The organism is Caballeronia sp. LZ019 (assembly GCF_031450825.1).
Lineage (GTDB): Bacteria > Pseudomonadota > Gammaproteobacteria > Burkholderiales > Burkholderiaceae > Caballeronia.
The window spans coordinates 1,862,806-1,884,937 of sequence record NZ_JARTVZ010000005.1 but is presented as its reverse complement, the minus strand read 5'-3'; the positions used below and the strand labels follow the sequence as shown (position 1 = coordinate 1,884,937).

The window sequence follows — 22,132 nt, the reverse complement described above, 5'->3', positions numbered from 1 at the left end:
GCTCATGGCAATCGAGGCACTGACAATCGACGTATGCGGCCGCGCACTGCTGCTCTCGGCGGAGCGCGCGGCATTCGATCCCCTGGAGAAAGCGCTGTTTATCGCCGATGTGCATCTCGGCAAGGACGCCGTGTTCCGCGCGCGCGGCATTCCGGTGCCCGCGGGCGCCACGCCCGAGAATCTGGCGCGGCTCGATGCGCTGATCGCGACGCACCGGCCGGAGTCGGTCGTCTTTCTCGGCGACCTGCTGCATGCGCGCGAATCGCACGCCGACGAAACGCTCGCCGCACTCGATGCGTGGCGCGCAAAGCATCGCGCGTTGCGGCTCGTGCTCGTCGAGGGCAACCACGATCGTCACGCGGGCGAGTTGCCGTCGCGCTTCGGCGTCGAGCTGGTGAAAGAGCCGTATCGGCTGGGACCGTGGGCGCTTTGCCATCATCCGCAGACGGTCAACGGTGCGTATGCGCTCGCGGGTCACGAACATCCGGTGTATCGGCTCGCGACGCGCATCGAGAGCGTGCGGCTGCCGTGCTTTCGCTTCGGCGCGCGCGCGGGCGTACTGCCCGCGTTCGGCGCGTTCACCGGCGGCTTCGAAGTGAACGAGAGCGTGCGCCGCGAGCGAGAAGCCGTGTACGTGGTCGCGGGCGAGCGCGTGTTCGGCGTGCGCGTCTGATCAGCGGTAGGTCTTCGTCGATGCCTGCAGCTTCGACAGTTTGCCGGCTTCGAGCTTGTACCAGCCGAGCGATGTCTGCATCACCACTTCATCGGCTTGCCAGAACACGCGCTGCACCGTCATGCGCTCGCCCGAGCGTTGCACGAGCGGCGGATTGCGGCGGAAGTCGTAGAGGACGGGGCCGACATCGGTCTGCATCAGCGAGCGTGTGAGTGCGCCGCTTGCGTCCGTTTCATCGAAATGAGCGATGCGGCGGGCGTCGAAGCGGTCGAAGGCCTGCGTGCCGAGCATGGCGGCGAAGCCGGATTCATCGCGCAGGAAGTACACCGTGCCCGCCTTCGTGGCGATGGGGCCGGAGGCGTCGCTTTGCGCGTACGCGTGAGTGGCGGCAAGCACGGCGCACGCGATGACGGCGCGCAGGCGGTGGGGAATCGAAGACATAGGTTCTCGGGTGGTTGCTGTGTTTTTCCAACACTCCGTGCCGCGCAACGATCCGCGCGCAGCGGAGCTCGATGCGAAATGTACGCCGCGCCGTGCGGCCGCCACGGCGGCCTTCGTGCCCGGCGCGTGCCGATGCGGTAAAAGTCCGCTCATCATCCGGCATTGTCCGGACGTGCGCGCGTCAGGGTTTCTACCAGCATCAAAATTGACCTTTCGGTAGAATTCGGGCCTTCCTTGCGCCGATTCCGCCCCTTCCGCCATGCCCTTGCCCCTGCTAGCTCTTGCCGTTGCCGCGTTCGGCATCGGCACGACCGAATTCGTCATCATGGGCCTGTTGCCCAACGTCGCGCGCGACCTCGCCGTGTCGATTCCCGCCGCCGGCATGCTCGTGTCCGGCTATGCGCTCGGCGTGACCATCGGTGCGCCGATTCTCGCGATCGTCACCGCGAAAATGCCGCGCAAGAAGGCGCTGATGGGGCTGATCGGCGTGTTCATCGTCGGCAATCTGTTGTGCGCGCTCGCGCCGAACTACTGGGTGCTGATGGGCGCGCGCATCGTCACGGCGTTCTGTCACGGCGCGTTCTTCGGGATCGGTTCGGTGGTCGCCGCCGATCTCGTCGCGCCGAACCGTCGCGCGCAGGCCATTGCGCTGATGTTCACCGGACTGACGCTTGCAAACGTACTGGGCGTGCCGCTCGGCACCGCGCTCGGACAGGCGGCCGGATGGCGCGCGACATTCTGGGTCGTCACGCTGATCGGCGTCGCGGCGGCGGGCGCGCTGGCGGTTTGCCTGCCGAAGCACATCGAGATGCGCGAGACGAGCATCCTCCGTGAATTCGACGTGCTCAAAAACCCGCAAGTGCTGATGGTGCTGGGCATCAGCGTGCTGGCATCGGCGAGTCTTTTTTCGGTGTTCACGTATATCACGCCGATCCTCGAAGACGTCACGGGCTTTTCGCCGCATGCGGTGACGTATGTGCTGCTGCTGTTCGGGTTGGGACTGACGGTTGGGAGCACGCTTGGCGGCAAGCTGGCGGACTGGAAGCTGTTGCGCTCGCTGTTGTCTTTCCTGGCGTCGATTGTCGTGATTCTGATGATCTTCGCCGGGACGATGCACGCATCGGTCTCCGCGATGATCACGATCTTTCTGTGGGGCGTGCTCGCGTTCGCGATCGTGCCGCCGCTGCAGATCCTGATCGTGAATCGCGCTAGCGATGCGCCGAATCTGGCTTCGACGTTGAATCAGGGAGCGTTCAATCTCGGCAATGCCACCGGCGCGTGGTTGGGAGGATGTGCGATCAGCGCGGGCGCGCCGCTCACGTCGCTGCCCTGGGTCGGGGTCGCGATGGCTTGTGGCGCGTTCGGGCTTACGTTGTTGTCGGCCACGCTGGACAAGCGGTCAAGGAGAGGGGCGGTCGGGCAGGCGGTTTGAGGGATCGCGCTTGTTCTCGGCGGCTCGCTTCGTAGTCAAGTCAGCTAACCCGTTCAACCGCGAGCGAATCGAATTCGATAGCGAGTTCCGCGCCGAGCGTCGAGTACAGAAAAGCGGTGCAATTGCCCGTCCGGTCGGTAAGACGCTCGCCGTTCTCAAGCAAGGCCCGGACGCGATCATAGTTCGCATTCCCCGGCGTGAGCGTCTCGATGCTGAATACGATGTTCAGCAAGCCCAGCCCTTCGAGCACGACGCACGTCACGCCGCCGAACGTGAGCGTCGCCCGTTCCTCCTGCTTGTACAAGCCGAGAGCGATCGTTTCCGGCCCGACCTTGATGCTGTCGAGATACCAGTCGTGAAAGTGGCGCCATCGGTTCAATAAGTCGATCGACATCGCGTCACCAGGGAAGAAGTGAAACGGGCGCGCCCTCGTCACGCACGCCGCCTACCCAGTTGTGGGCGTGCGGGTTGGAGTTGCCATGATGCGCCTCGAGGTCGAAATCGGTCAAAGGCGTGCCGTCTCTGCCGTATTGCCGCAACTGCGGCATCTTGCCGGGCATGCTTGACGCCCAGGAGCCCGGCGTTCCTCTATACGGCATGCCCGCGATTTGCTCTGCTTCACCGATGACTTCCCGCTCGTCATAACGAAGAGGCTCGGCGTTGAGCGAATAGTCGGCGTGGTCCGCTATACACTGATCCACTTCCTCGCGCGTCTTTTCGAAGGTCGCCCGAGCGTGCGGCCATTCGTACGCCATAGCGAAGAACTTCCCGCTCCTGATACCGCTCAATCAGAGCGGGCAACAAAAGCTCATCGGGGAAGCTCGCATTAACGGGGCCGTGCCGTTCACTGCCGGCGACGATGTGACCTCGCAGGAAGTCCCGGACGTCGTCAATCCTGATTCGCGGATCCATGAAAGGCACGGAGAGTCCGACTCTCTCGAGGAAGCTGGCAGTCTCCGCTGCGATGTACTGCGTAAGCTTTCCACGGCTGTCGATCTGAGCATTGAAGAAGAAAGATTCGCAGACAATATAGTGCTTATCGTCCCAGCGATTTTTGGTCAGCCTTAAGAGTCGGTGATGATATCGATGCACCCGGCCCTTGATGCGAAGAAGCCCATTGTGTTGAAACATTTGCTTGTCTTGAGCCGCATCGCGGCGAGCGTGTCGAGGATCGAGGCGAAGTCGGCGTGACTTTCGTCAACTCGTAGGAACCCCAAACATACACCGCTCGCCGCGCGACAAGCGTGAACATTCGTTGATGAAACCTTTAGGCCGAACGGCAAAACCGTCACGAGAGCCCCACGCCGACAAGCAATAGCTCAACGCATCGAAGGCTTCGGCCTCGGAAGCTACCATCGCACGGATCGTCCGTTGAATCACCCCCGCGCCGGCAGAATGCGCCCCACACACTCCCCAAACCCCACCCGATACCCTTCCCCCTGACACCACCCCCGCAGCACAACTTCATCCCCGTCCAGCAGGAAAGCCCGTTCCCCGCCTTCGTCGAGCTGAATAGGCCGCTGCCCGTTCCACGTACTCTCAAGCAAACTCCCGCAAGACTCCGCCGTCGGTCCGCTGATCGTCCCTGAGCCCATCAGATCGCCGACGCGCGTATTGCATCCCGACACCGTGTGATGCGCAAGCTGCTGCGCCATCGACCAGTACATCAGCTTGAAGTTGGTCCGCGAAACGACCGTCGCTCTCGCCGCGCCATCCGCTCGCAGCGCCACTTCCAGTTCGATGTCGAAGGCATGATCCCCCGCATGCCTCAGATACGCCAGCGGCTCCGGGTCCTGCACGGGCGTCGCGGTGCGAAAAGGTTCGAGCGCATCGAGCGTCACGATCCACGGTGAAATGGTCGTCGCAAAGCCCTTCGAGTTGAACGGTCCGAGCGGCACATACTCCCATTGCTGAATATCCCGGGCGCTCCAGTCGTTCAGCAACACCATGCCGAAGATATGCGCCTCCGCCTCCTCACACGCAATCGGCTCGCCCAGCGCATTTCCGCGCCCGACGATGAACCCCGTTTCCAGTTCGATATCCAGCTTGCGGCACGCGCCGAATACCGGGCGGTCCTCGTTAGGCAACTTGATCTGACCATTCGGGCGACGCACCGGCGTGCCGCTCACGACCACCGACGACGCGCGCCCGTTATACCCTACCGGCAATTCCGACCAGTTCGGCAACAGCGCATTCTTCGGATCACGAAACATCGATCCGACATTCGTCGCGTGCTCCTTCGACGAATAGAAATCCGTATAGCCCGGAATATCGACGGGCAAGTGCGTCGTCGCGTCCTTGCGCGGCACCAGCGCGCGGCGGCGCAACGCAGCATCGTCCCGCAAGGCCGGCGTGTCTTTCGCGAGCAATCCGCTTAACGCGATCCGCACCGCGCGCCACGTATCGCGTCCGAGCGCGATGAAGCCGTTCAGGCGCGGCGCGGCGAACGTGCCCTGCGCATCGATCAGGCGCGCGTCTTCGAGCGCCGCAAGATCGACGATCCAATCGCCGATCGCGACGCCCGCGCGCGGCCGCTCGTCAACGGCATCGCTGAAGATGCCGAACGGCAGGTTCTGAATCGGGAAGTCGCTCGCCGGATCGTTCGCGGACTCGATCCAGCTTTTCAGCGTGGGGGCGAGCGTCGCCTTCAGCGCGTCGTTCATCGTTGCTCCGGATTGAAGTGTTTGGTGAGGCCCTGCCAGCACTCGTAGTAATTGGCCTGCAATTGCGCGGTTTCCAGCGCGAACTGCGTCGGCTTGATGAGCGTGCGCGTTTCGAACATGAACGCCAGCGTGTCGCCGACTTTCGCGGGTTTCGACGTATCGCTCTTCGATGCCTTCTCGAACGTCCCGGCATCCGGCCCGTGGCCCGACATGCAGTTGTGCAGACTCGCGCCGCCCGGCAAAAAGCCTTCGGCCTTCGCGTCGTACACGCCGTGCACGAGTCCCATGAACTCGCTCGCGACATTGCGATGAAACCACGGCGGCCGGAAGGTATCCTCGGCGGCGAGCCAGCGCGGCGGAAAGATCACGAAGTCGATCGAATCGACGCCCGGCGTATCGCTCGGAGACTGCAGCACGAGGAAGATCGACGGATCGGGATGGTCGTAGCTGATCGAACCGATGGTGTTGAAATGCCGAAGATCGTACTTGTACGGCGCATAGTTGCCGTGCCACGCGACGACATCGAGCGGCGAATGCCCGATGTCCGCGCGCCACAACGCGCCGTTCAGCTTGGTCACGAGCTCGAAATCGCCCTCGCGGTCTTCGTAGGCGGCATGCGGCGTGAGGAAATCGCGCGGATTCGCCAGTCCGTTCGAGCCGATGGGCCCGAGGTCGGGCAATTGCAACAGCGCGCCGAAGTTCTCGCAGATGTAGCCGCGCGCCTCGCCATCGGGGAGCGTAACCGAAAAGCGCACGCCGCGCGGAATCACCGCAATCTCGAACGGCGCGACATTAAGCGTGCCGAGTTCGGTCGCGATCGACAGCCGCCCCTGCTGCGGCACGATCAGCAATTCGCCGTCGGAATCGTAGAAGAAGCGGTCGCGCATCGGGCGATTCGCGGCATACAGATGAATCGCACAACCCGTCATCGATTCGGCCGAGCCGTTGCCGGCCATGGTCACCCAGCCGTCGATGAAATCGGCCGGTTCGGCGGGCATCGGCAACGGGTCCCATCGCAACTGATTCGGCGGCGTGGGCGGCACATCGGCGAAATTCGCGACGAGCTTCGCGCGCAGCCTGTTGCCCGCGATACGCGTGAACGGCTTGTGCACCGCCCCCGGCCGGATGCGATACAGCCACGACCGCCGGTTGTGCGCGCGCGGCGCGGTGAACGCCGTGCCGGAAAGCTGCTCCGCATACAGGCCGTACGCCGCGCGCTGCGGCGAATTGCGGCCGAGCGGCAGCGCGCCGGGCAGCGCTTCGGTGGCGTAGTCGTTGGCGAAGCCGGACTGATAGTGCCGGCTCGCGTCGGTGTGAGTGTCGAAAGCGGACATCGCGGAAAGTCCTCGAGTAGATCGATGTTCACCGATAGTAAACCGATTACGATTAGTGAAATAGATCGTAAACCCTGATTCGACGGCGCGCGCCGCGCATATCAATATGTCGATTTGGTGCAAGGCGATCGGTCGCGCGCTGGTAGCATCGACACGAAAACTTGACACGCGCACGCCATGATCGCCCCTTCATTGCCAGAACTCGTCGCCCGAGCTGCGGAACATCCGTTCCTCGGCGCGCATATCGTGCTGGGCGAAGGCGAACATGCGCGGCAGGCCATCGCGCATTACGGCGAGGTGACGGTGGCGAGCGCCTATGAACCGATCTTCGATGTCGGCACGCACAGCTTCCCGCAGACGCTGTCGGCGTCGCCCGAAAGCGCGGAACGGTTCGGCGACGAACTGGGCATGCAGGCGCTGACGCTGATCGAAGGCGACGTGCCGCATGATCCGTTCGCCCGCCTCGACGACGACCGCGCGCTCGTCGCGCTCGACCGTCTATCGCGGGCGCTGCATGCGTTCAACTTCTTTGGGCGGCAGCGCACCGGCCTGCTCTTTCTCCGCGTCCATGAGCGCCTCCTGAAAAGCGTGAAGTACGATCACGGCCTGCATTTTTCGTCGGTGCTGCTGGAGTTCGGAATCAACCCGGCGCGCGTGGTGATCGAATTGCCGGCGGCGGCCGTGGCGCACAAGACGTTTGTCGGCTACCTGACCAAGAGCTATCAGCACTACGGGTTCAAGGTGGCGGGGAATCTGCCCAACGCGGGGCAGATCATGGCGGTTTCCGAGATGGCGCGGCTCGATTTCATCAAGATGGATGCGGGCGCCGCGCTGCGCGACTCGGTCGTGAAGCATCTGGTCGCGTATGCGCATCGGCTGAAGATTCCGCTGATCTTCTCGAATGTCTCCGACGAAGCGCAGTTCAACGCGCTTCAGCAGTTCGACGTGCACTTCGTGCAAGGCCCGGTGTTCGATGCCCATGCGGGCGCGGCCCGCTAGTTGCCCTATTCAGTGCGCAGCCGGTGCATCGCGTCTTTCAGCGCCGGATACAGATCGACATAAACGCCGAATCGCTCCTGATACACGCGCTGCCGCCCGCCGTCGGGCGTCGCACGCTCGACGAGCGTGACCCATCCCCCTTCGGCGGTCTCCCGCGAGATGAGTCCCGCGCCCAGCGCCGCGAGCAGCGCAGCGCCCATCGCGGCTTCGACTTCCTGTTCGATCGACACGACCGGATAGCCCGTCACATCCGCGATGATCTGCATCCACAAGTCCGAGTGCGCCGCGCCGCCGACGACGATCAGCCGGTCATCCAGCGATTGCGCCCCGCGCCGCCCCGCCTCCATGTTGTGCTTCAGCGCGAACGCGACGCCTTCGAGCACCGCGCGATACAGCGTCGCCCGCGTGTGAAAAAGGTTGAGCCCGACGAACGTGCCGCTCGCATGCGCGTCCCAGACCGGGCTGCGCTCGCCCATCAGATACGGCAGGAACACGACGCCGTCCGAACCCGCCGCGACCTTCGACGCGGCCTCTTCCAGCAGCCGATGCGCGTCGCCGTGCGGCAACTGCTTCGCGGCGTCGATCTCGGCCTGGCAAAACTGATCGCGATACCACGCGACGCACGCACCCGCCGTGCTCGCGCCGCCGAACACGTACAGATCCCGCTTGCCGTTGTACACATGCGGCATCGATACGAGGCCGTGCCGCGCATCGACGCTCTGGTTGATATAGCCCCAGCACATGCTCGTGCCGATCATCGCGACGTGATGCCCTGCCTGCGTGACGCCGGCGGCGAAGGTCGCGACGGCGGCATCGACACCGCCCGCGACGATCGGCGTGCCGGCGGCAAGCCCGAGCTTGTCGGCCCATTCCGGCAGCAGTCCGCCGACCACTTCCGACGATTCGACGAGCCGCTCCGGCATCATCGATGCGGGGATGCCGAGCATGTCGAGCGCTTCGCGCGACCACGCGCGGGCGGCGACGTCGTACACGCCGCCGATATTGCCCGCCGAACTGTGATCGACCGCGAGTTCGCCCGTCAGCCGCTGAATTACGAACGCGTTCGGCGGCAGCAGCCAGCGCGTCTTGCTCCACACATCGGGCCGATGATTGCGCAGCCACAGCATTTTCGTGAATCCGTAGTAACTGTCGACGCCGTTGCCGGTGATCGCCGCGAGCCGCGCCACATCCACGTGCTCGCGCACCCAGTCGACTTCGGCTGTCGCGCGGCGGTCCATCCAGATGAGACACGGATGCAGCGGTTCGATATGTTCATCGACGGGGATGCCCGAGCCGCCATACAGGCTGCTCACGCAGAGCGACCTGATCTGCTGCGCATCGACGCCCCGCGCCTTCGCCTTCGCGACACAGGCAGCGATGCACGCCGTCACCGCATCGAACCAGACCTGCGGCCATTGCTCGGCCCAGAGCGGCTTCGGCGTATCGGGATGGTAGGCGCTCGAGTGCTGCGCGACGATCGCGCCTTGCGTATCGACGACCAGCGCCTTCGTGCTCTGCGTTCCGATGTCGATGCCGATCACATAGTCCATTCGCGTCTCCTATCGTTCTATCGTTATGGTGCGCCTGTCGTTCGAACCGAAGCCGCATGCACCTTCCGCCAATCACGGCCGCGTTGACTATCCGGGTAACTCCCGATCGGTGCCGAGGCGCGCCATGCTGCACTGCAGCGCCGAACGCGAAAGGCCAGCACTCATGCGCGTTCCCCTTCGGCGCCGGCGAAACGCGCCGCATTGCAACGACGAAGGCCCGCGCGCCGCGCCTTGACTTTCGGGATAGCGGATACGATCATTCGACCACCTATCGAGCAAATGTTCAGTCAGCCGTCTGCGCAGAACGGGCGCATAGCCAAAAGGAAGAGAAGACATGAGTAGCGAAACCGGCGTTGGAAAGGCGAGTGCGAACGTGATCCTGCACATCGGGGCGGGATCGTTTCATCGCGCGCATCAGGCGTGGTATCTGCACCGGCTGATCCAATCGGGCGATGCGGACTGGTCGCTCGCCGTCGGCAACATCCGCGGCGACATGAACGCCGTGCTCGATGCGCTCGCCGCGCAGAACGGCGAGTACACGCTCGAGACGGTCACGCCGCAAGGCGAGCGCGACTACGAGACGGTGAAATCGATCCGGAACGTCGTGCCCTGGTCCGCCGATCTGACGCAGCTCATTGCGACAGGCGCCGCGCCCGAGTGCAGGATCGTGTCGTTCACCGTGACCGAAGGCGGTTATTACCTCGACGAGCACGACCGGCTCGACACGGCGAACGCCGACCTTGCCGCCGACCTCCAGGGCGCGAAGACGACGATCTACGGCGCGCTGGCCGCCATTCTCGATGCGCGCATGAAGAACGGCGCGGGCAAGGTTTCGCTGCAGAACTGCGACAACCTGCGCAGCAACGGGGACCGTTTCAAGGCGGGCATGCTCGAATTCCTGCAGTTGCGCGGCGAGACTGCCCTGCGCGACTGGATGATCGCGAACACGTCGTGTCCGAATTCGATGGTCGATCGCATCACGCCGCGCCCGACGCCCGATGTCGCCGAGCGCGTGAAGGCCGCGACCGGCTTCGACGATCGCGCGCCGGTGATGGGCGAGAAGTTCATCCAGTGGGTGATCGAGGACGAGTTCTGCGCGGGCCGTCCCGCGTGGGAGAAGGTGGGCGCGGAGATGGTCGAATCGGTGCTGCCGTACGAGGAAGCGAAGATCCGCATTCTGAATGCGAGCCATAGCTGCATCGCGTGGGCGGGGACGCTCGTCGGCCTGCAATACATTCACGAAGGCACGCAGGACATGGAGATTCGCGCGCTCGCGGAGGCCTACGTCACCGAGGACGTGATTCCCTGCCTCACGCCGAGCCCGATCGACCTCGCGAAGTATCGCGACGTGGTGCTCGACCGCTTCGGCAATCCGTACATCAAGGATACGAACCAGCGCGTGGCAGCGGACGGCTTTTCGAAGCTGCCGGGCTTTATCGCGCCGACGCTGTCGGAATGCTTCGCGCGCAACGTCGATCCCGACGCCACGGCGGTCTTGCCCGCACTTTTCTTCCGCTTTCTCGAACGCTGGCATGAGAACAGGCTGCCGTATGCGTATCAGGACGGCGTGATGGACGCGGGCGTCGCGCATGGCTACTTCACGGCGAGCGATCCGGTCAGGGCGTTCGTCGCCGACAAGCTCCTGTGGGGCAGCATGGCGCAGACCGAGAACCTCGAGCGCGTGATGCGCCGTGCGATCGCGCGTGTCGATGCGTGGCTGAGGAATCGTCCGTAGCCGCGTGATGCGTGCGCGCCGCTCGGGTATTGTGCTCATGGCGCGGCGTTGCGCACGGCGTTAAATTCCCTCTTTCCGCCGGATGAGTCCCGGCCTCGACCAAGGCATCGTTCATGTACTTAGGCATCGACCTCGGCACCTCCGAAGTGAAAGTGCTGCTCCTTGCGGGCGACGGCAGCGTCGTCGGCACGGCGGGCACGCCGTTCACCGTCTCGCGCCCGAAGCCGCGCTGGTCGGAACAGAATCCGCTCGACTGGTGGGACGGCACGCGCGCCGCGCTGTTCAGGCTGCGCGAGCAGTATCCCGCGGAGTTCGCGCAGGTTCGCGGCATCGGGCTGTCGGGTCAGATGCATGGCGCGGTGCTGCTCGACTCCACCGATCGCGTGCTGCGTCCCGCGATTCTCTGGAACGACATGCGCAGCGACAAGGAGTGTGCCGAGCTGTACGAGCGCGCGCCGCATCTGCATGAAATTGCCGGCAACCTGGCGATGCCGGGCTTCACTGCGCCGAAGCTGCTCTGGGTGAGGCACAACGAGCCGGATATTTTTGCGCAGACGGCGTGCGTGCTGTTGCCGAAGGATTATCTGCGGATGCATCTGACGGGCACGAAGGTGTCCGATCCATCGGATGCTGCGGGGACGTTGTGGCTCGACGTTGCGCGTCGCGACTGGTCCGACGAACTGCTCGCCGCGTGCGGGATGTCGCGCCAGCAGATGCCGTCGCTCGCCGAGGGCAGCGAGCCATCGGGCACCTTGCTGCCGGCGCTCGCGGCGGAGCTCGGCTTGGGCGACGACGTGATCGTGGCGGCGGGCGGCGGCGACAATGCGGCGAGCGCGGTGGGCATCGGCGCGACGGAGCCGGGCGACGGATTCCTGTCGTTGGGCACATCGGGCGTGCTGTGTGTGGTGGGCGACCGCTTCCGGCCGAATCCGGCGTCGGCGGTGCATGCGTTCTGCCATGCGATTCCGGACCGGTGGCATCAGATGAGCGTGGTGCTGTCGGCGGCGAGCTGTTTGCGCTGGGTGTGCAAGCTGACGTTGACTGACGAGCCGACTTTGCTTGCTGAAGTGGAGGCGTTGCCGGCGGAGGCTTTATCGACTGCGCCGTTGTTCCTGCCTTACCTGAGCGGCGAGCGGACGCCGCATAACGATCCGTATGCGCAGGGCGTGTTCTTTGGCATGACGCATGCGACGGATCGGGCGTTGCTGGGTTATGCGGTTCTTGAAGGCGTGACGCTTGCTCTGACTGATGGACTGGATGCTTTGCAGTCCGCTGGGACGCAGACGCGGGCATTGTCGATGTTGGGTGGTGGCGCTCGCAGCGCGTACTGGGGGCAGATGTTCGCCGATGCCTTCAATACGCCGACGCGGACGCATGGCGGTGGGGAGACCGGGGCTGCGCTCGGAGCCGCACGGTTGGGATGGCTTGCAGCCGGGGGCGATCCTGCGGTCGTGCTTGCCAAGCCCGCTGTGAAGCAGGAGTTCTCGCCGGATGGCGAGAGGCATCTGGTCTTGCGGCAGCGGCTTAAAGGGTTTCGAGAGCTTTATCAGCACGTACGGCCGTTGTTCGATTCTTCTCGGCCGCGGTTGATTTGATTTTTTTTTTCGCTTGGCGCGGGTGATGGCGGTTGGTTTGGGATGCTATGGAAGTTGAATTCGCGTCGGTCTATTGGTGCGCCCCTCCCCGGGGCGGGGGTCACTTTCTTGGCTGTCGACCAGAGTTGGCGCTTCAGCGCCTTACTCTGGTCCCATGCAAAGAAAGTAACCAAAGAAAGCAGCTTTTTTTCGAACCGCCCAATGCACAGACTTGCGTGACCACTTCGTAGAAAATCGGTGGCACTCAGCTTGATCGAACCTTGAATCACCTTCCGCGCCCACTGACAACTAACGTCCTCCGAGCCCCTTGGCTCGTTAACAACAGCGCGAAATTGCGCACACGCAACATCGAACGAGAACTCAGCCTCCGCGCTGAAAGACGTAACAAGACTTTCGGAAGACCTTGGTCAGTCGCATGACGCCAGACGCAAAGAGAGAAAAAGATATTGTCTTTGCTCTCTTGCGGTACTGTTCGAGATGGTTGATCTGTGTGGATGAGTGTGTGCGCGTATGGTGTTGTCGAGCCAAGGGGCTCGGAGGACGTGAGTTGTCAGTGGGCGTGGAAGGTGATTCAAGGCTTTGTCAAGCTGAGGGCCACCGGTGTTCTACGAACTGGCCACGCAAGTTAGTGCATTGTGCGGTTCGAAAGAAAAGCTGCTTTCTTTGGTTACTTTCTTTGCATGGGACCAGAGTAAGGCGCTGAAGCGCCAACTCTGGTCGACAGCCAAGAAAGTGACCCCCGCCCCGGGGAGGGGCGCGCCAACAGACCGACGCGAAATCAAGTTTCCCGAACCAAACGAAATCAGACAACCAAACACCGGCGCCAGACCAAAACAAAGACCGCCTTAAAAGTGCCAAAATCAAACGAAAAGCTCGACTTAGCAACCCGCGCAGCGTGGCTCTACTACGTCGCCGGCAACACCCAGAACGAGATCGCCGAGAAACTACAAATCTCGCGCCCGGTGGCGCAACGCCTGGTTGCCTACGCAGTAGAAAAAAACCTGATCCGCGTCCGGGTCGATCACCGCATCGCCGATTGCCTGTCGCTCGCGCAACAACTCTGCGACCGCTACGGCCTCGCGCTCTGCGAAGTCGTGCCCATCGACGGCGACAACACCGAACAGGTCGACCGCAAGCTCGCCGTCGCCGGCGCGCAAGTCATGGAGCGCTATCTCACCGATGAAAAACCCATCGTCGTCTCCATCGGCAGCGGCCGCACGCTCAAGGCAGTCGTCGCGCAGATCGGACAGCTCGACCGGCCACAGCATCGCTTCGTGTCGATGGTCGGCGCCATCGCGCAAGACGGATCGTTCAATCGCTACGACGTCGCGCAGCAACTCTCGGAAAAGACCGGCGGCAAGCACTTCATGCTGCCCGCGCCACTCATGGCCGACAACGAAGCCGAGCGCGCGCAATGGGTCAATCACCGGCTCTACCGCATCGTCGACGAACTCGCACAACACGCCGACGTCGCCTTCGTCGGCATCGGCAATATCGGCATCAACTGCCCGCTGCACGAAGACGGCTTCATCACGCGCGGCGAAGTCGAAGAGATGATGCAAGGCGGCGCAGTCGCCGAATGGCTCGGCTTGCCCATCGACGCCGAAGGCAGGCGCGTCCTATCGACGACAGGCGCGCGCGTCACGAGCCTCAAGCTCGATTCGCCGCCGAAGCGGCCGACCATCGGCTTCGCGGGCGGCGAGCGCAAACGCGACGCGCTCATCGCCGCGCTCAAAGGTCAATGGCTGTCGGGGCTCGTCACCGACGAACTTTGCGCACGCGCCGCGCTCGACGCCTGACGCTCAGAACGCAATCTCGGCGTCGACCGCCTGCCCCGCTTCGAGCACGATGCCCCCGCCATCGACGACGATCGCATTCTTCCCGAACGTCAGCTTGCCGCCGTGCTGCTCGCTTGCGCGGAACGTGCTCATCGTGTCGAGCGGCTCGTGCGGCCAGGCAGGATTCGGCGCGCCGGTCAGCTGATCGATCGTCGGCACCGGGCAGCGCGTGCAGAGCTTGACGAGCCGCAGCCGCACATCGCCGTTGGTCGCGCGAATCGTCATGTCGCCAACGTAATCTTCCTCGAACGCATCCAGCCCGCCCACGACCACATTCGGCCGGAACCGATCCGCCGATACCGCCGGCGCACCGTTGCCCGCGAGCCGCGCATTGAGATCGTCGAGCGATGCCTGGCCGAGCACGAGCAGCGGGAAACCGTCGGCAAAGCGCGTCTCGGCCGAAAGCGGCGCGGTCCATTTCTCGTCAACCGCGCGGCGCGCTTCCGGCGCAAAGCGCGCGAGCTTCGCCGGTACGCCCAGGAAATCGCCGAACCATTGCGACGATTCACGGCCCGTGTCGAGCGCCTCCACCGTGTCGCGCCATACCGTCGCCTTCATGCGATCCGCGCCGCTCAGCGCGCGTGCATCGAGCGGCGTGCGCAGCGTCGGCATGCCGGGTGCGCCGATCCTCAGGTATTCGCCATCGATTGCGGTCGTGATCAGCGCCATGCGCGGGTGCGTGCGCTGCGTGATCATGCCGCCCGATGCGTCGGTGACCATCCAGTTGCGGTCGTATTCGAGGCCGGTTTCGAGCAGCGTCGCGCGTTGCACGGCGATGCCCGCGCAGGACTTGATCGGATAAACGAAGAGTTCGTTGATGACGGGCATGATGGTCGATGGATGAGCGAAGGCGAAGCCGCATTATGGCGCGTCCATCGACCGATCAAACGTTATTCACGCCGAAGCGCGCATCGGCCTGACTTCCGGATGATCCTTCAGATAAGCCTCGACCGCGTTGCGTTGGAAGGCCTGTCCTTCAGCGTCGAACATGTGGCAGTGGTCCGGCTCCGCGCCGAGCTTCAGCTTCTCGCCGCGCGCATGTTTTTCCAGCGGCGGAATGCGCGAGATGAGGCCATCCGGCGCGACTTGCGTTTCGGCGTAGAGATACGCGGCGTCGCCGAGCGTCTCGACCGTCATCGTCGATGCCGACACGCCATATTCGCCCGACGCCGCCACCGGCTGCAGATGCTCCGGCCGGATGCCGACCGTCACCGCATCGCCCGGCTTTGCATTGCCCGGCAGCACGCCGACGAGTTGCGCTTCGCCGGTCGCGTACTTCACGAGCACGCCGCCGTCGCGCACCTGCACCACGGTCCCCGAGAGGAAGTTCATCTTCGGCGAGCCGATGAAGCCCGCCACGAACTTGTTCGCCGGCGCGTGATACAGCATGTTCGGCGTGCCGACCTGCTCAACATTGCCCGCCGACAGCACGACGATCTTGTCCGCGAGCGTCATCGCCTCGACCTGATCGTGCGTCACGTAGATCATCGTCGTCTTGAGATCGTCGTGGAGGCGCGCGAACTCGAGGCGCATCTTCACGCGCAGCGCGGCGTCGAGGTTCGAGAGCGGTTCATCGAACAGGAACACTTTGGGCTTGCGCGTGATCGCGCGGCCGATCGCGACGCGCTGACGCTGGCCGCCCGACAATTGCTTAGGCTTCCTGTCCAGCAGATGATCGATGTGCAGGATCTTCGCGGCCTGCTTCACCGCCGCGTCGATGGCCGGCTTCTTTTCGCCCGCGAGCTTGAGGCCGAAGGCCATGTTGTCGTAGAGCGTCATGTGCGGATAGAGCGCATACGACTGGAACACCATCGCAATGCCGCGCTTGGCGGGCGGCAGATCGTTCACGCGCGTGCCGTCGATCATCAGTTCGCCGCCGCTGATCTCCTCGAGACCCGCGATCATGCGCATCAGCGTGGACTTGCCGCAGCCCGATGGCCCGACGAACACGACGAACTCGCCGTCATCGATATCGAGGTTGACGCTCTTCATCACCTCGGTGTCTTCGTATCGCTTGTTGATATTGCGCAGGGTCAGGCTAGCCATGATTGTCTCTCCATGCATTCTTGAGTCACGCGCTACTTCGCGTCGAACGTCGCGTGCTTGAGCCATTGATCGACGAGCGCGGGCAGGCGCGCCATATCGTCGAACACGATTTCAGCGCCCGCGCGCCTGAGCGCGCCGATCTGCCCTTCCGTCGCATGTCCGCCGCCGATGAAGCCGAGCACCGGCATGCCCGCCGCCCTCGCCGCCGTCACGCCCGTCACGCTATCCTCGACGACGAGACAGCGCAGCGGATCGACGCTCATCGCGCGGGCCGCCGCGAGATACACGTCGGGCGCGGGCTTCGGATTCGCCACCATGTCCGCGCAGAAACGCCGCTCGCCGAAAAAGCGCACGAGGCCCGTGCGTTGCAGCACGGCATCGACATACGAAGAAAAGCTGTTGCTCGCGCAGGCCTTGTTGAGCGGCACCGCGGCGAGCGCCGCTTCGATGCCTTCCACGGGCGGCGCCTGCACCGCCGCCGCTTCGACCGAACGCCGGATTGCGCCGACCTGCTCCGGTGTGAGCGTGCGGTTCACGGTATCGGCGGCGCTCGCGAGCACCGCTTCGATGCGCAAGCCGAGCAGCGGCAGCACGACCGGCTCCACATCGACGCCCGGCCACAATGCCACAAGCTCGGTGACGAGCATCCGCGCCGCCACCGCTTCGCTGTCGATCAGCACGCCGTCGCAATCGCAGATCATCAGGTGATCGCCGATACGGGCCGCTTCGAATGAACTTGATGTCACGAGCCCGTCCTCACTTGACCGCGCCGAAGGTGAGACCGCGCACGAGCTGCTTCTGCGACAGCCACCCGACGATGAGAATCGGCGCGACCGCCAGCAAGGAAGCCGCCGAGAGCTTGGCCCAGAAGAGGCCTTCCGGACTCGAATACGACGCGATGAACACCGTCAGCGGCGCAGCGTTCGAACTCGAGAGGTTGATGCTCCAGAACGCTTCGTTCCACGAAAGGATAATGAGCAGCAGTCCCGTCGACGCGAGTCCCGGCAGCGCCATCGGCATGAGCAGATAGACGATTTCCTGCCACGTCGTCGCGCCGTCGATGCGGCCCGCTTCCAGAATGTCCTTCGGCACTTCGTTGAAGTACGTGAAGGCCATCCACACTGCAATCGGCAGGTTGATCAGCGTGTACACGATGATGAGACCGCTCACCGTATCGAGCAGGCCCGCGTTCTTCCACAGCAGGTAGATGGGCACCAGCACGCCGACCGACGGCATCATCTTCGTGGACAGCATCCACAGCAGCAGCTTCTGCGTCTTCTTCGTGGGAAAGAACGCCATCGCGTAGGCGCACGGCACCGCCAGAATCAGGCAGAGGAGCGTGACGCCCACGGAAATCATCACCGAGTTGAGCGCGAAGCCGAAGTAATTGCTGCGCGCGAAGACTTCGCGAAAGCTGTCGAGCGTCGGCGAGAAGAACAGCGACGACGCGTACGCCTGCTGCTCGGTCTTGAACGCGGTGATCGTCATCCAGAAGATAGGGAAGAACAGCAGGATGGATACGATCCACGCGACGACGCCGGGCACGATGCGCTTCACATGATCCAGCACGGGCACGGAAGTCGTGGTGGTAACGGGATGCGTGCTCATGACTCGTACTCCCCTTTGAGGTTCTTCGCGAGCATCCGCACGAGGAAGAACGCGACGATGTTCGCCAGAATGACCGCCAGAATGCCGCCCGCCGATGCGAGGCCCACGTCGAACTGCTGAAGGCCGAGCGCGTAGATCAGATACGAGAGGTTGGTCGTCGCGGTGCCGGGACCGCCGCCGGTCGTCGTATAGATTTCCGCGAAGATCGAGAGCAGAAAAATGGTTTCCATCATCACGACGACCGCGATCGCGCGCTTCAAATGCGGCAGCGTGATGAAGAAGAACATCGAGAACGGACCCGCGCCGTCAATGCGCGCCGCCTCCTTCTGCTCCTGGTCGAGAGATTGAATCGCGGTGAAGAGGATGAGGAACGCGAACGGCAGCCACTGCCACGCGACGATGACGATCACCGCGAAGAGCGGATAGTCGGCGAACCAGTCGATCGGCTGTAGCCCCATCGATCGCATCAGCGAGGCGACGAGGCCGTACACCGGATGCAGGATCATGTTCTTCCAGATGAGCGCGGAGACCGTGGGCATCACGAAGAACGGCGCGATCACGAGCAGACGCGCGATGCCCTGCCCCACGAACTTGCGATCGAACAGCACGGCGAGCAAGACGCCGCCGATGACCGTGATCGCGAGCACGGAAACGATCAGCGTCAGCGTGTGACCGATGGACGGTCCGAACGCGGGATCGGTGACGAGAAACTCGAAGTTGTCGAGGCCCGCGAATCCTTTGACGTCGGGATTGAGCAGGTTGTAGCGCGAGAACGAGAACCAGATCGTCATCGCGAGCGGAATGGCCATCCACAGGAACAGCAGTCCGGACGACGGCGTGATGAGCCAGCGGACCGACTTCGCGCGCTTCTTGTCGCGCTCGGCGGCGGACTCCTCGAAGTGATCGGTGATGGCGGGATTCAGTTGACGCATGATCGTGTCACCTCTCGATGATGCCAGCGGGCCGCGCCGCATCGTGCGGCCCGCACACTGCGTGGATTTACTTCTGATACCCGGCCTGCTTGACCGCGCGGTCGGCTGCGGCGTTGGCCGCCTTCAGCGCGTTATCGACGCTCGTCTGTCCGGCGACGACACCGGCGATCGACTGGCCGACCACCGTGCCGAACGACTGGAACTCCGGAATGCCGACGAACTGGATGCCGCTATACGGCACTTTCTTCAGCGAGGAATCGTTCGGGTCCGCGGTTTCGATGGCCTTCAGCACGAAGTCGCCGAACGGCGCGGCCTGCTTGTACTCGGGCCGCGCGTAGGTGGACTTGCGCGTGCCCGGCGGCACCGACGCCCAGCCTTCGTCCTTGCCGACCATCTCGATGTATTCCTTCGACGTGGCCCATGCGGCGAACTTCTTCGCGGCGTCCTGCTGCTTCGAGGTCTTCGGCACCGCGAGCGACCACGACCACAGCCAGTGCGATCCCTTCGGCGTGACCTGCGTCGGCGCGGCCGCGAACCCGATCTTGTCCGCGACTTGCGACTGCGACTTGTTGTAGAGCATGCCGGCCGCGACGGTGGCGTCGATCCACATCGCGCACTTGCCGGACGACATCAGCGTGAGGTTCTCGTTGAAGCCGTTGGAGCTGGCTCCCGGCGGGCCGTCGTTCTTCAGGAGGTCGGCGTAGAACGAGACCGCCTTGTGCCATTCGGGGGAATCGAGTTGCGCCTTCCATTGCTCGTCGAACCAGCGGCCGCCGAAGGTGTTCACCACCGTCGAGACGAAAGCCATGTTCTCGCCCCAGCCCGCCTTGCCGCGCAGACAGATGCCGTACTGGCCCTTCGATTTGTCGGTGAGCTTGTCGGCGAACTGCTTGATCTGATCGTAGGTCGGCTGATCGGGCATTTTCAGGCCGGCCGCCTGGAACAGGTCCTTGCGGTAATACGTCATCGAGCTTTCGACGTAGAACGGCAGCGCGTAGAGCTGACCGTTGTACGAGAGGCCGTCGCGGGCCGTCTTCACGACATCGTCGAGATCGTAGTTGGCGGGCAGGCCCGTCATCGGCGTCAGCCAGCCGCGCTTGCCCCACTGCGGCGCTTCGTACGTGCCGATGGTCAGCACGTCGAACTGGCCGCTATTGGTCGTGATGTCGGTCGTTGCGCGCTGGCGCAGCACGTTTTCTTCGAGGATCACCCACTTGAGCTGAATGTCGGGATTGGCCTTCTCGAACGCCGGAGCGAGCTTCTTCAGCTCGATCATGTCCGGGTTGTTGAGCGTCGCGATGGTGATGGTCGTCGCGGCCTGGGCGGAAAGCGGCACGAAGACCGCGGTCGCGAGCGCCGCGGACATCGCCGATAGCGTGAGCAATGCGGTGCTGGCCCGCCGCGTGCGCGGCTGTGCTGGAACGATGCGTTGGGTGCGTTTCATTCGGTTCGTCTCCTTTTTCGTTAGCACGGGCGCAGGGACGGTCGTCGAGGGCCGCCTGTCTGCTTTGTGTCGATGCGCGATGCCGATGATGCAATCGCGCGGTTTCATCGTCCGCGACGCCGTTTCAATATAGACGGTGCGCCCGATGCTGCAAGGCGCGCGCGGGAGTCAGCTCATCCAGTTGCCGCCGTTGACGTTGATTGTCTGCGCGGTGATGTAATCGGAATCGGCGGATGCGAGAAAGAGCGCGGCGCCGGTCAGATCGGCGGGCACGCCCATGCGCCCGAGCGGCACTTCCTCGCCGACGAGCCGCTTTTTCTCGCCGAGCGGCCGGTTCTCGTAGCGCGCGAAAAGTGCATCGACCTGCTCCCACATCGGGGTATCGACGACACCGGGCGCGATGCCGTTCACGTTGATGCGCTCTTTCGCGAGCGCGAGCGCCGCCGATTGCGTATAGCTGATGACCGCCGCCTTCGTGGCGCAATAGTGCGCGACGAGCGCCTCGCCGCGCCGTCCCGCTTGCGACGACATGTTGATGATCTTGCCGCCGCGGCCCTGCTCGACCATGCGTGCGGCGACCGCCTGCATCAGGAAGAACATGCCTTTCACGTTGACTGCGAAAAGGCGGTCGTAGACGTCCCAGGATTCGTCGAGGATCGGGCGCATGTCGAAGAGCGCCGCGTTGTTGAAGAGAATGTCGATGCCGCCGAAACGCTCGACGGCGCGCGCCACGATGCGCGCGATGTCTTCGCGGCGCGTGACGTCCGCGCTGAGCGCGAGCACGCGGCCGGATGCGTCGCCGTAGCGCTGCGCCATCTCCTCTGCGTCCTTGACGTCGACGATGACGAGTTTGGCGCCTTCGTCGAGATAGCGCCTGGCGACCGCCTCGCCGATCCCGCTCGCCGCGCCTGTGATGACCGCGATCTTGTCTTCCAGTCTCACCGATGTCTCCGGGTCTTCGTTCGACGCGATATGAGCGAACGCTCTGCGACCGAACAATTGCTCGTTGTTTGATCGAATGATCGGTGTTGGACGGGGCGATGTCAAGGTGGGAAAACGAGGGATCGATGGTGCACTGCGCCAATGCCCTAGCGCTTCTATGCCGGTTCCCCTGTTGATCCGGCGATGCCACCGCCGATCTCGGATTGTTCTCGTTGACGGGTGGTCCGTTACTCCTCAAGGTTCCCAACTCCGGCTCGACCGGAGACACTCATCAATGGAACATCTATGAACTCTCTAAAGATCAAATTGAGCTTGGCGCTGCCCTTGTTGATTATGCTGGCAGGTAACTCCCCCAAGTTGGTTGCTTGCGTTCAATTTTCATCACATGCGTTCGTCTTCCGAGACGATGTGGCAATGGATCGTGCGACCGGCTTGATATGGAAGAGATGTGCGGTAGGTATGAAGTGGGATAAGAATGGAAAACAATGCAATGGACGACCAACCGGCCTAAGTCACGACGACGCGCGAAAGGCAGCACAAAGCGCAGGGATCGGATGGCGTGTTCCGTCGGGTCATGAATTACAAACGCTGCGCGTCGATTCGTGCAATGGCTTGAAAATCAACACGAAGGTCTTCCCCGGCGTGCGCCTGTCTGATTTCGGGGAAGGCGCAAACTTTTGGACTTCCACTGCGGCTTTGCCCGGAACATTCTATTACTTCAACTTCACCGATGGTTCAGTTGACTTTCACAGTTCAGGCTTCGCGTTATCGACGCTGCTTGTCCGGAGTCAGGAAAGAAAGCGCGAATAAAAATTCATAAACCCCGGAAGGAGCTCATCCATTGAGGCTCAGGCAATTATTAACTTACCAAAGCGGACTGCATGCAGTAAGTCAGTTGTC

At 63.3% G+C, this 22,132-nt stretch carries 20 protein-coding genes; 7 read left to right on the top strand and 13 right to left on the bottom strand.

Annotated elements, in window-relative coordinates; translation table 11 throughout:
• Positions 1-4 precede the first annotated feature (4 nt).
• Complete coding sequence (gene pdeM, locus P9255_RS22250; protein WP_309790446.1) at positions 5-673, top strand: ligase-associated DNA damage response endonuclease PdeM; 669 nt, start codon at positions 5-7, stop codon at positions 671-673.
• On the opposite strand, the gene P9255_RS22245 is transcribed toward pdeM, so the two are convergent.
• Positions 674-1,114: a hypothetical protein gene (locus P9255_RS22245; RefSeq protein ID WP_309763182.1), complete on the bottom strand. Its 441-nt coding sequence runs from the start codon at positions 1,112-1,114 to the stop codon at positions 674-676.
• Positions 1,115-1,373: 259 nt separating this feature from the next.
• Between P9255_RS22245 and P9255_RS22240 the strand changes: the two genes are divergently transcribed.
• Entirely contained in the window at positions 1,374-2,546 is a 1,173-nt protein-coding gene (locus tag P9255_RS22240; RefSeq protein ID WP_309763183.1) for an MFS transporter, read from the top strand.
• Positions 2,547-2,586: 40 nt separating this feature from the next.
• Here P9255_RS22240 and P9255_RS22235 read toward each other — a convergent pair whose 3' ends face one another.
• The 4 genes from P9255_RS22235 to hmgA form a co-directional block, all read right to left on the bottom strand.
• Positions 2,587-2,940, bottom strand: a complete 354-nt coding sequence (locus tag P9255_RS22235) for a hypothetical protein (protein ID WP_309763184.1) — start codon at positions 2,938-2,940, stop codon at positions 2,587-2,589.
• Between the two features lie 4 nt (positions 2,941-2,944).
• Entirely contained in the window at positions 2,945-3,301 is a 357-nt protein-coding gene (locus P9255_RS22230) for a hypothetical protein (RefSeq protein WP_309763185.1), read from the bottom strand.
• 621 nt (positions 3,302-3,922) lie between these two features.
• Positions 3,923-5,209: a fumarylacetoacetase gene (fahA, locus tag P9255_RS22225; RefSeq protein WP_309763186.1), complete on the bottom strand. Its 1,287-nt coding sequence runs from the start codon at positions 5,207-5,209 to the stop codon at positions 3,923-3,925.
• Positions 5,206-6,543 (bottom strand): homogentisate 1,2-dioxygenase, encoded by a 1,338-nt coding sequence (hmgA, locus tag P9255_RS22220; protein WP_309763187.1) that lies wholly within the window; start codon positions 6,541-6,543, stop codon positions 5,206-5,208. Before hmgA ends, fahA begins: the two co-directional genes overlap by 4 nt.
• Positions 6,544-6,720: 177 nt before the next feature.
• On the opposite strand from hmgA, the gene P9255_RS22215 reads away from it, so the two are divergent.
• Positions 6,721-7,542 (top strand): EAL domain-containing protein, encoded by an 822-nt coding sequence (locus tag P9255_RS22215; protein WP_309763188.1) that lies wholly within the window; start codon positions 6,721-6,723, stop codon positions 7,540-7,542.
• A gap of 5 nt (positions 7,543-7,547) precedes the next feature.
• On the opposite strand, the gene P9255_RS22210 is transcribed toward P9255_RS22215, so the two are convergent.
• Positions 7,548-9,092 carry an FGGY-family carbohydrate kinase gene (locus P9255_RS22210; protein ID WP_309763189.1) on the bottom strand — a complete coding sequence of 515 codons (1,545 nt, stop codon included), beginning with the start codon at positions 9,090-9,092 and terminating at the stop codon, positions 7,548-7,550.
• A 334-nt stretch (positions 9,093-9,426) separates the two neighbouring features.
• On the opposite strand from P9255_RS22210, the gene dalD reads away from it, so the two are divergent.
• The 3 genes from dalD to P9255_RS22195 all read left to right on the top strand — a co-directional run bounded on the left by dalD (position 9,427) and on the right by P9255_RS22195 (position 14,221).
• Positions 9,427-10,827: a D-arabinitol 4-dehydrogenase gene (gene dalD / locus P9255_RS22205; protein ID WP_309790445.1), complete on the top strand. Its 1,401-nt coding sequence runs from the start codon at positions 9,427-9,429 to the stop codon at positions 10,825-10,827.
• A gap of 113 nt (positions 10,828-10,940) precedes the next feature.
• Positions 10,941-12,422 carry a xylulokinase gene (xylB, locus tag P9255_RS22200; protein WP_309790444.1) on the top strand — a complete coding sequence of 494 codons (1,482 nt, stop codon included), beginning with the start codon at positions 10,941-10,943 and terminating at the stop codon, positions 12,420-12,422.
• Between the two features lie 851 nt (positions 12,423-13,273).
• Positions 13,274-14,221, top strand: coding sequence for a sugar-binding transcriptional regulator (locus P9255_RS22195; protein ID WP_309763192.1), 948 nt, complete (start codon positions 13,274-13,276; stop codon positions 14,219-14,221).
• 3 nt (positions 14,222-14,224) lie between these two features.
• Here the strand turns inward: P9255_RS22195 and P9255_RS22190 are convergent, their stop codons facing one another.
• The 7 genes from P9255_RS22190 to P9255_RS22160 all read right to left on the bottom strand — a co-directional run bounded on the left by P9255_RS22190 (position 14,225) and on the right by P9255_RS22160 (position 21,232).
• The gene (locus tag P9255_RS22190) at positions 14,225-15,088 is read right to left on the bottom strand and encodes an MOSC N-terminal beta barrel domain-containing protein (RefSeq protein ID WP_309763193.1); all 864 of its coding nucleotides are present in this window, start codon (positions 15,086-15,088) and stop codon (positions 14,225-14,227) included.
• Positions 15,089-15,154: 66 nt separating this feature from the next.
• Positions 15,155-16,306 carry a sn-glycerol-3-phosphate ABC transporter ATP-binding protein UgpC gene (locus P9255_RS22185; protein ID WP_309763194.1) on the bottom strand — a complete coding sequence of 384 codons (1,152 nt, stop codon included), beginning with the start codon at positions 16,304-16,306 and terminating at the stop codon, positions 15,155-15,157.
• 32 nt (positions 16,307-16,338) lie between these two features.
• Positions 16,339-17,007 (bottom strand): HAD-IA family hydrolase, encoded by a 669-nt coding sequence (locus P9255_RS22180; RefSeq protein ID WP_309765336.1) that lies wholly within the window; start codon positions 17,005-17,007, stop codon positions 16,339-16,341.
• A gap of 55 nt (positions 17,008-17,062) precedes the next feature.
• On the bottom strand, positions 17,063-17,914 hold the full coding sequence (locus P9255_RS22175; RefSeq protein ID WP_309763195.1) for a carbohydrate ABC transporter permease: 852 nt from the start codon (positions 17,912-17,914) through the stop codon (positions 17,063-17,065).
• Positions 17,911-18,846, bottom strand: coding sequence for a sugar ABC transporter permease (locus P9255_RS22170; protein ID WP_309763196.1), 936 nt, complete (start codon positions 18,844-18,846; stop codon positions 17,911-17,913). Before P9255_RS22170 ends, P9255_RS22175 begins: the two co-directional genes overlap by 4 nt.
• A 67-nt stretch (positions 18,847-18,913) precedes the next feature.
• Positions 18,914-20,212 (bottom strand): sugar ABC transporter substrate-binding protein, encoded by a 1,299-nt coding sequence (locus P9255_RS22165; RefSeq protein ID WP_309765337.1) that lies wholly within the window; start codon positions 20,210-20,212, stop codon positions 18,914-18,916.
• A 246-nt stretch (positions 20,213-20,458) separates the two neighbouring features.
• Entirely contained in the window at positions 20,459-21,232 is a 774-nt protein-coding gene (locus tag P9255_RS22160; protein WP_309790787.1) for an L-iditol 2-dehydrogenase, read from the bottom strand.
• Positions 21,233-21,517: 285 nt separating this feature from the next.
• Here P9255_RS22160 and P9255_RS22155 point away from each other — a divergent pair, with 285 nt between their 5' ends.
• Positions 21,518-22,042, top strand: coding sequence for a DUF1566 domain-containing protein (locus tag P9255_RS22155; RefSeq protein WP_309763197.1), 525 nt, complete (start codon positions 21,518-21,520; stop codon positions 22,040-22,042).
• Positions 22,043-22,132: the final 90 nt, after the last annotated feature.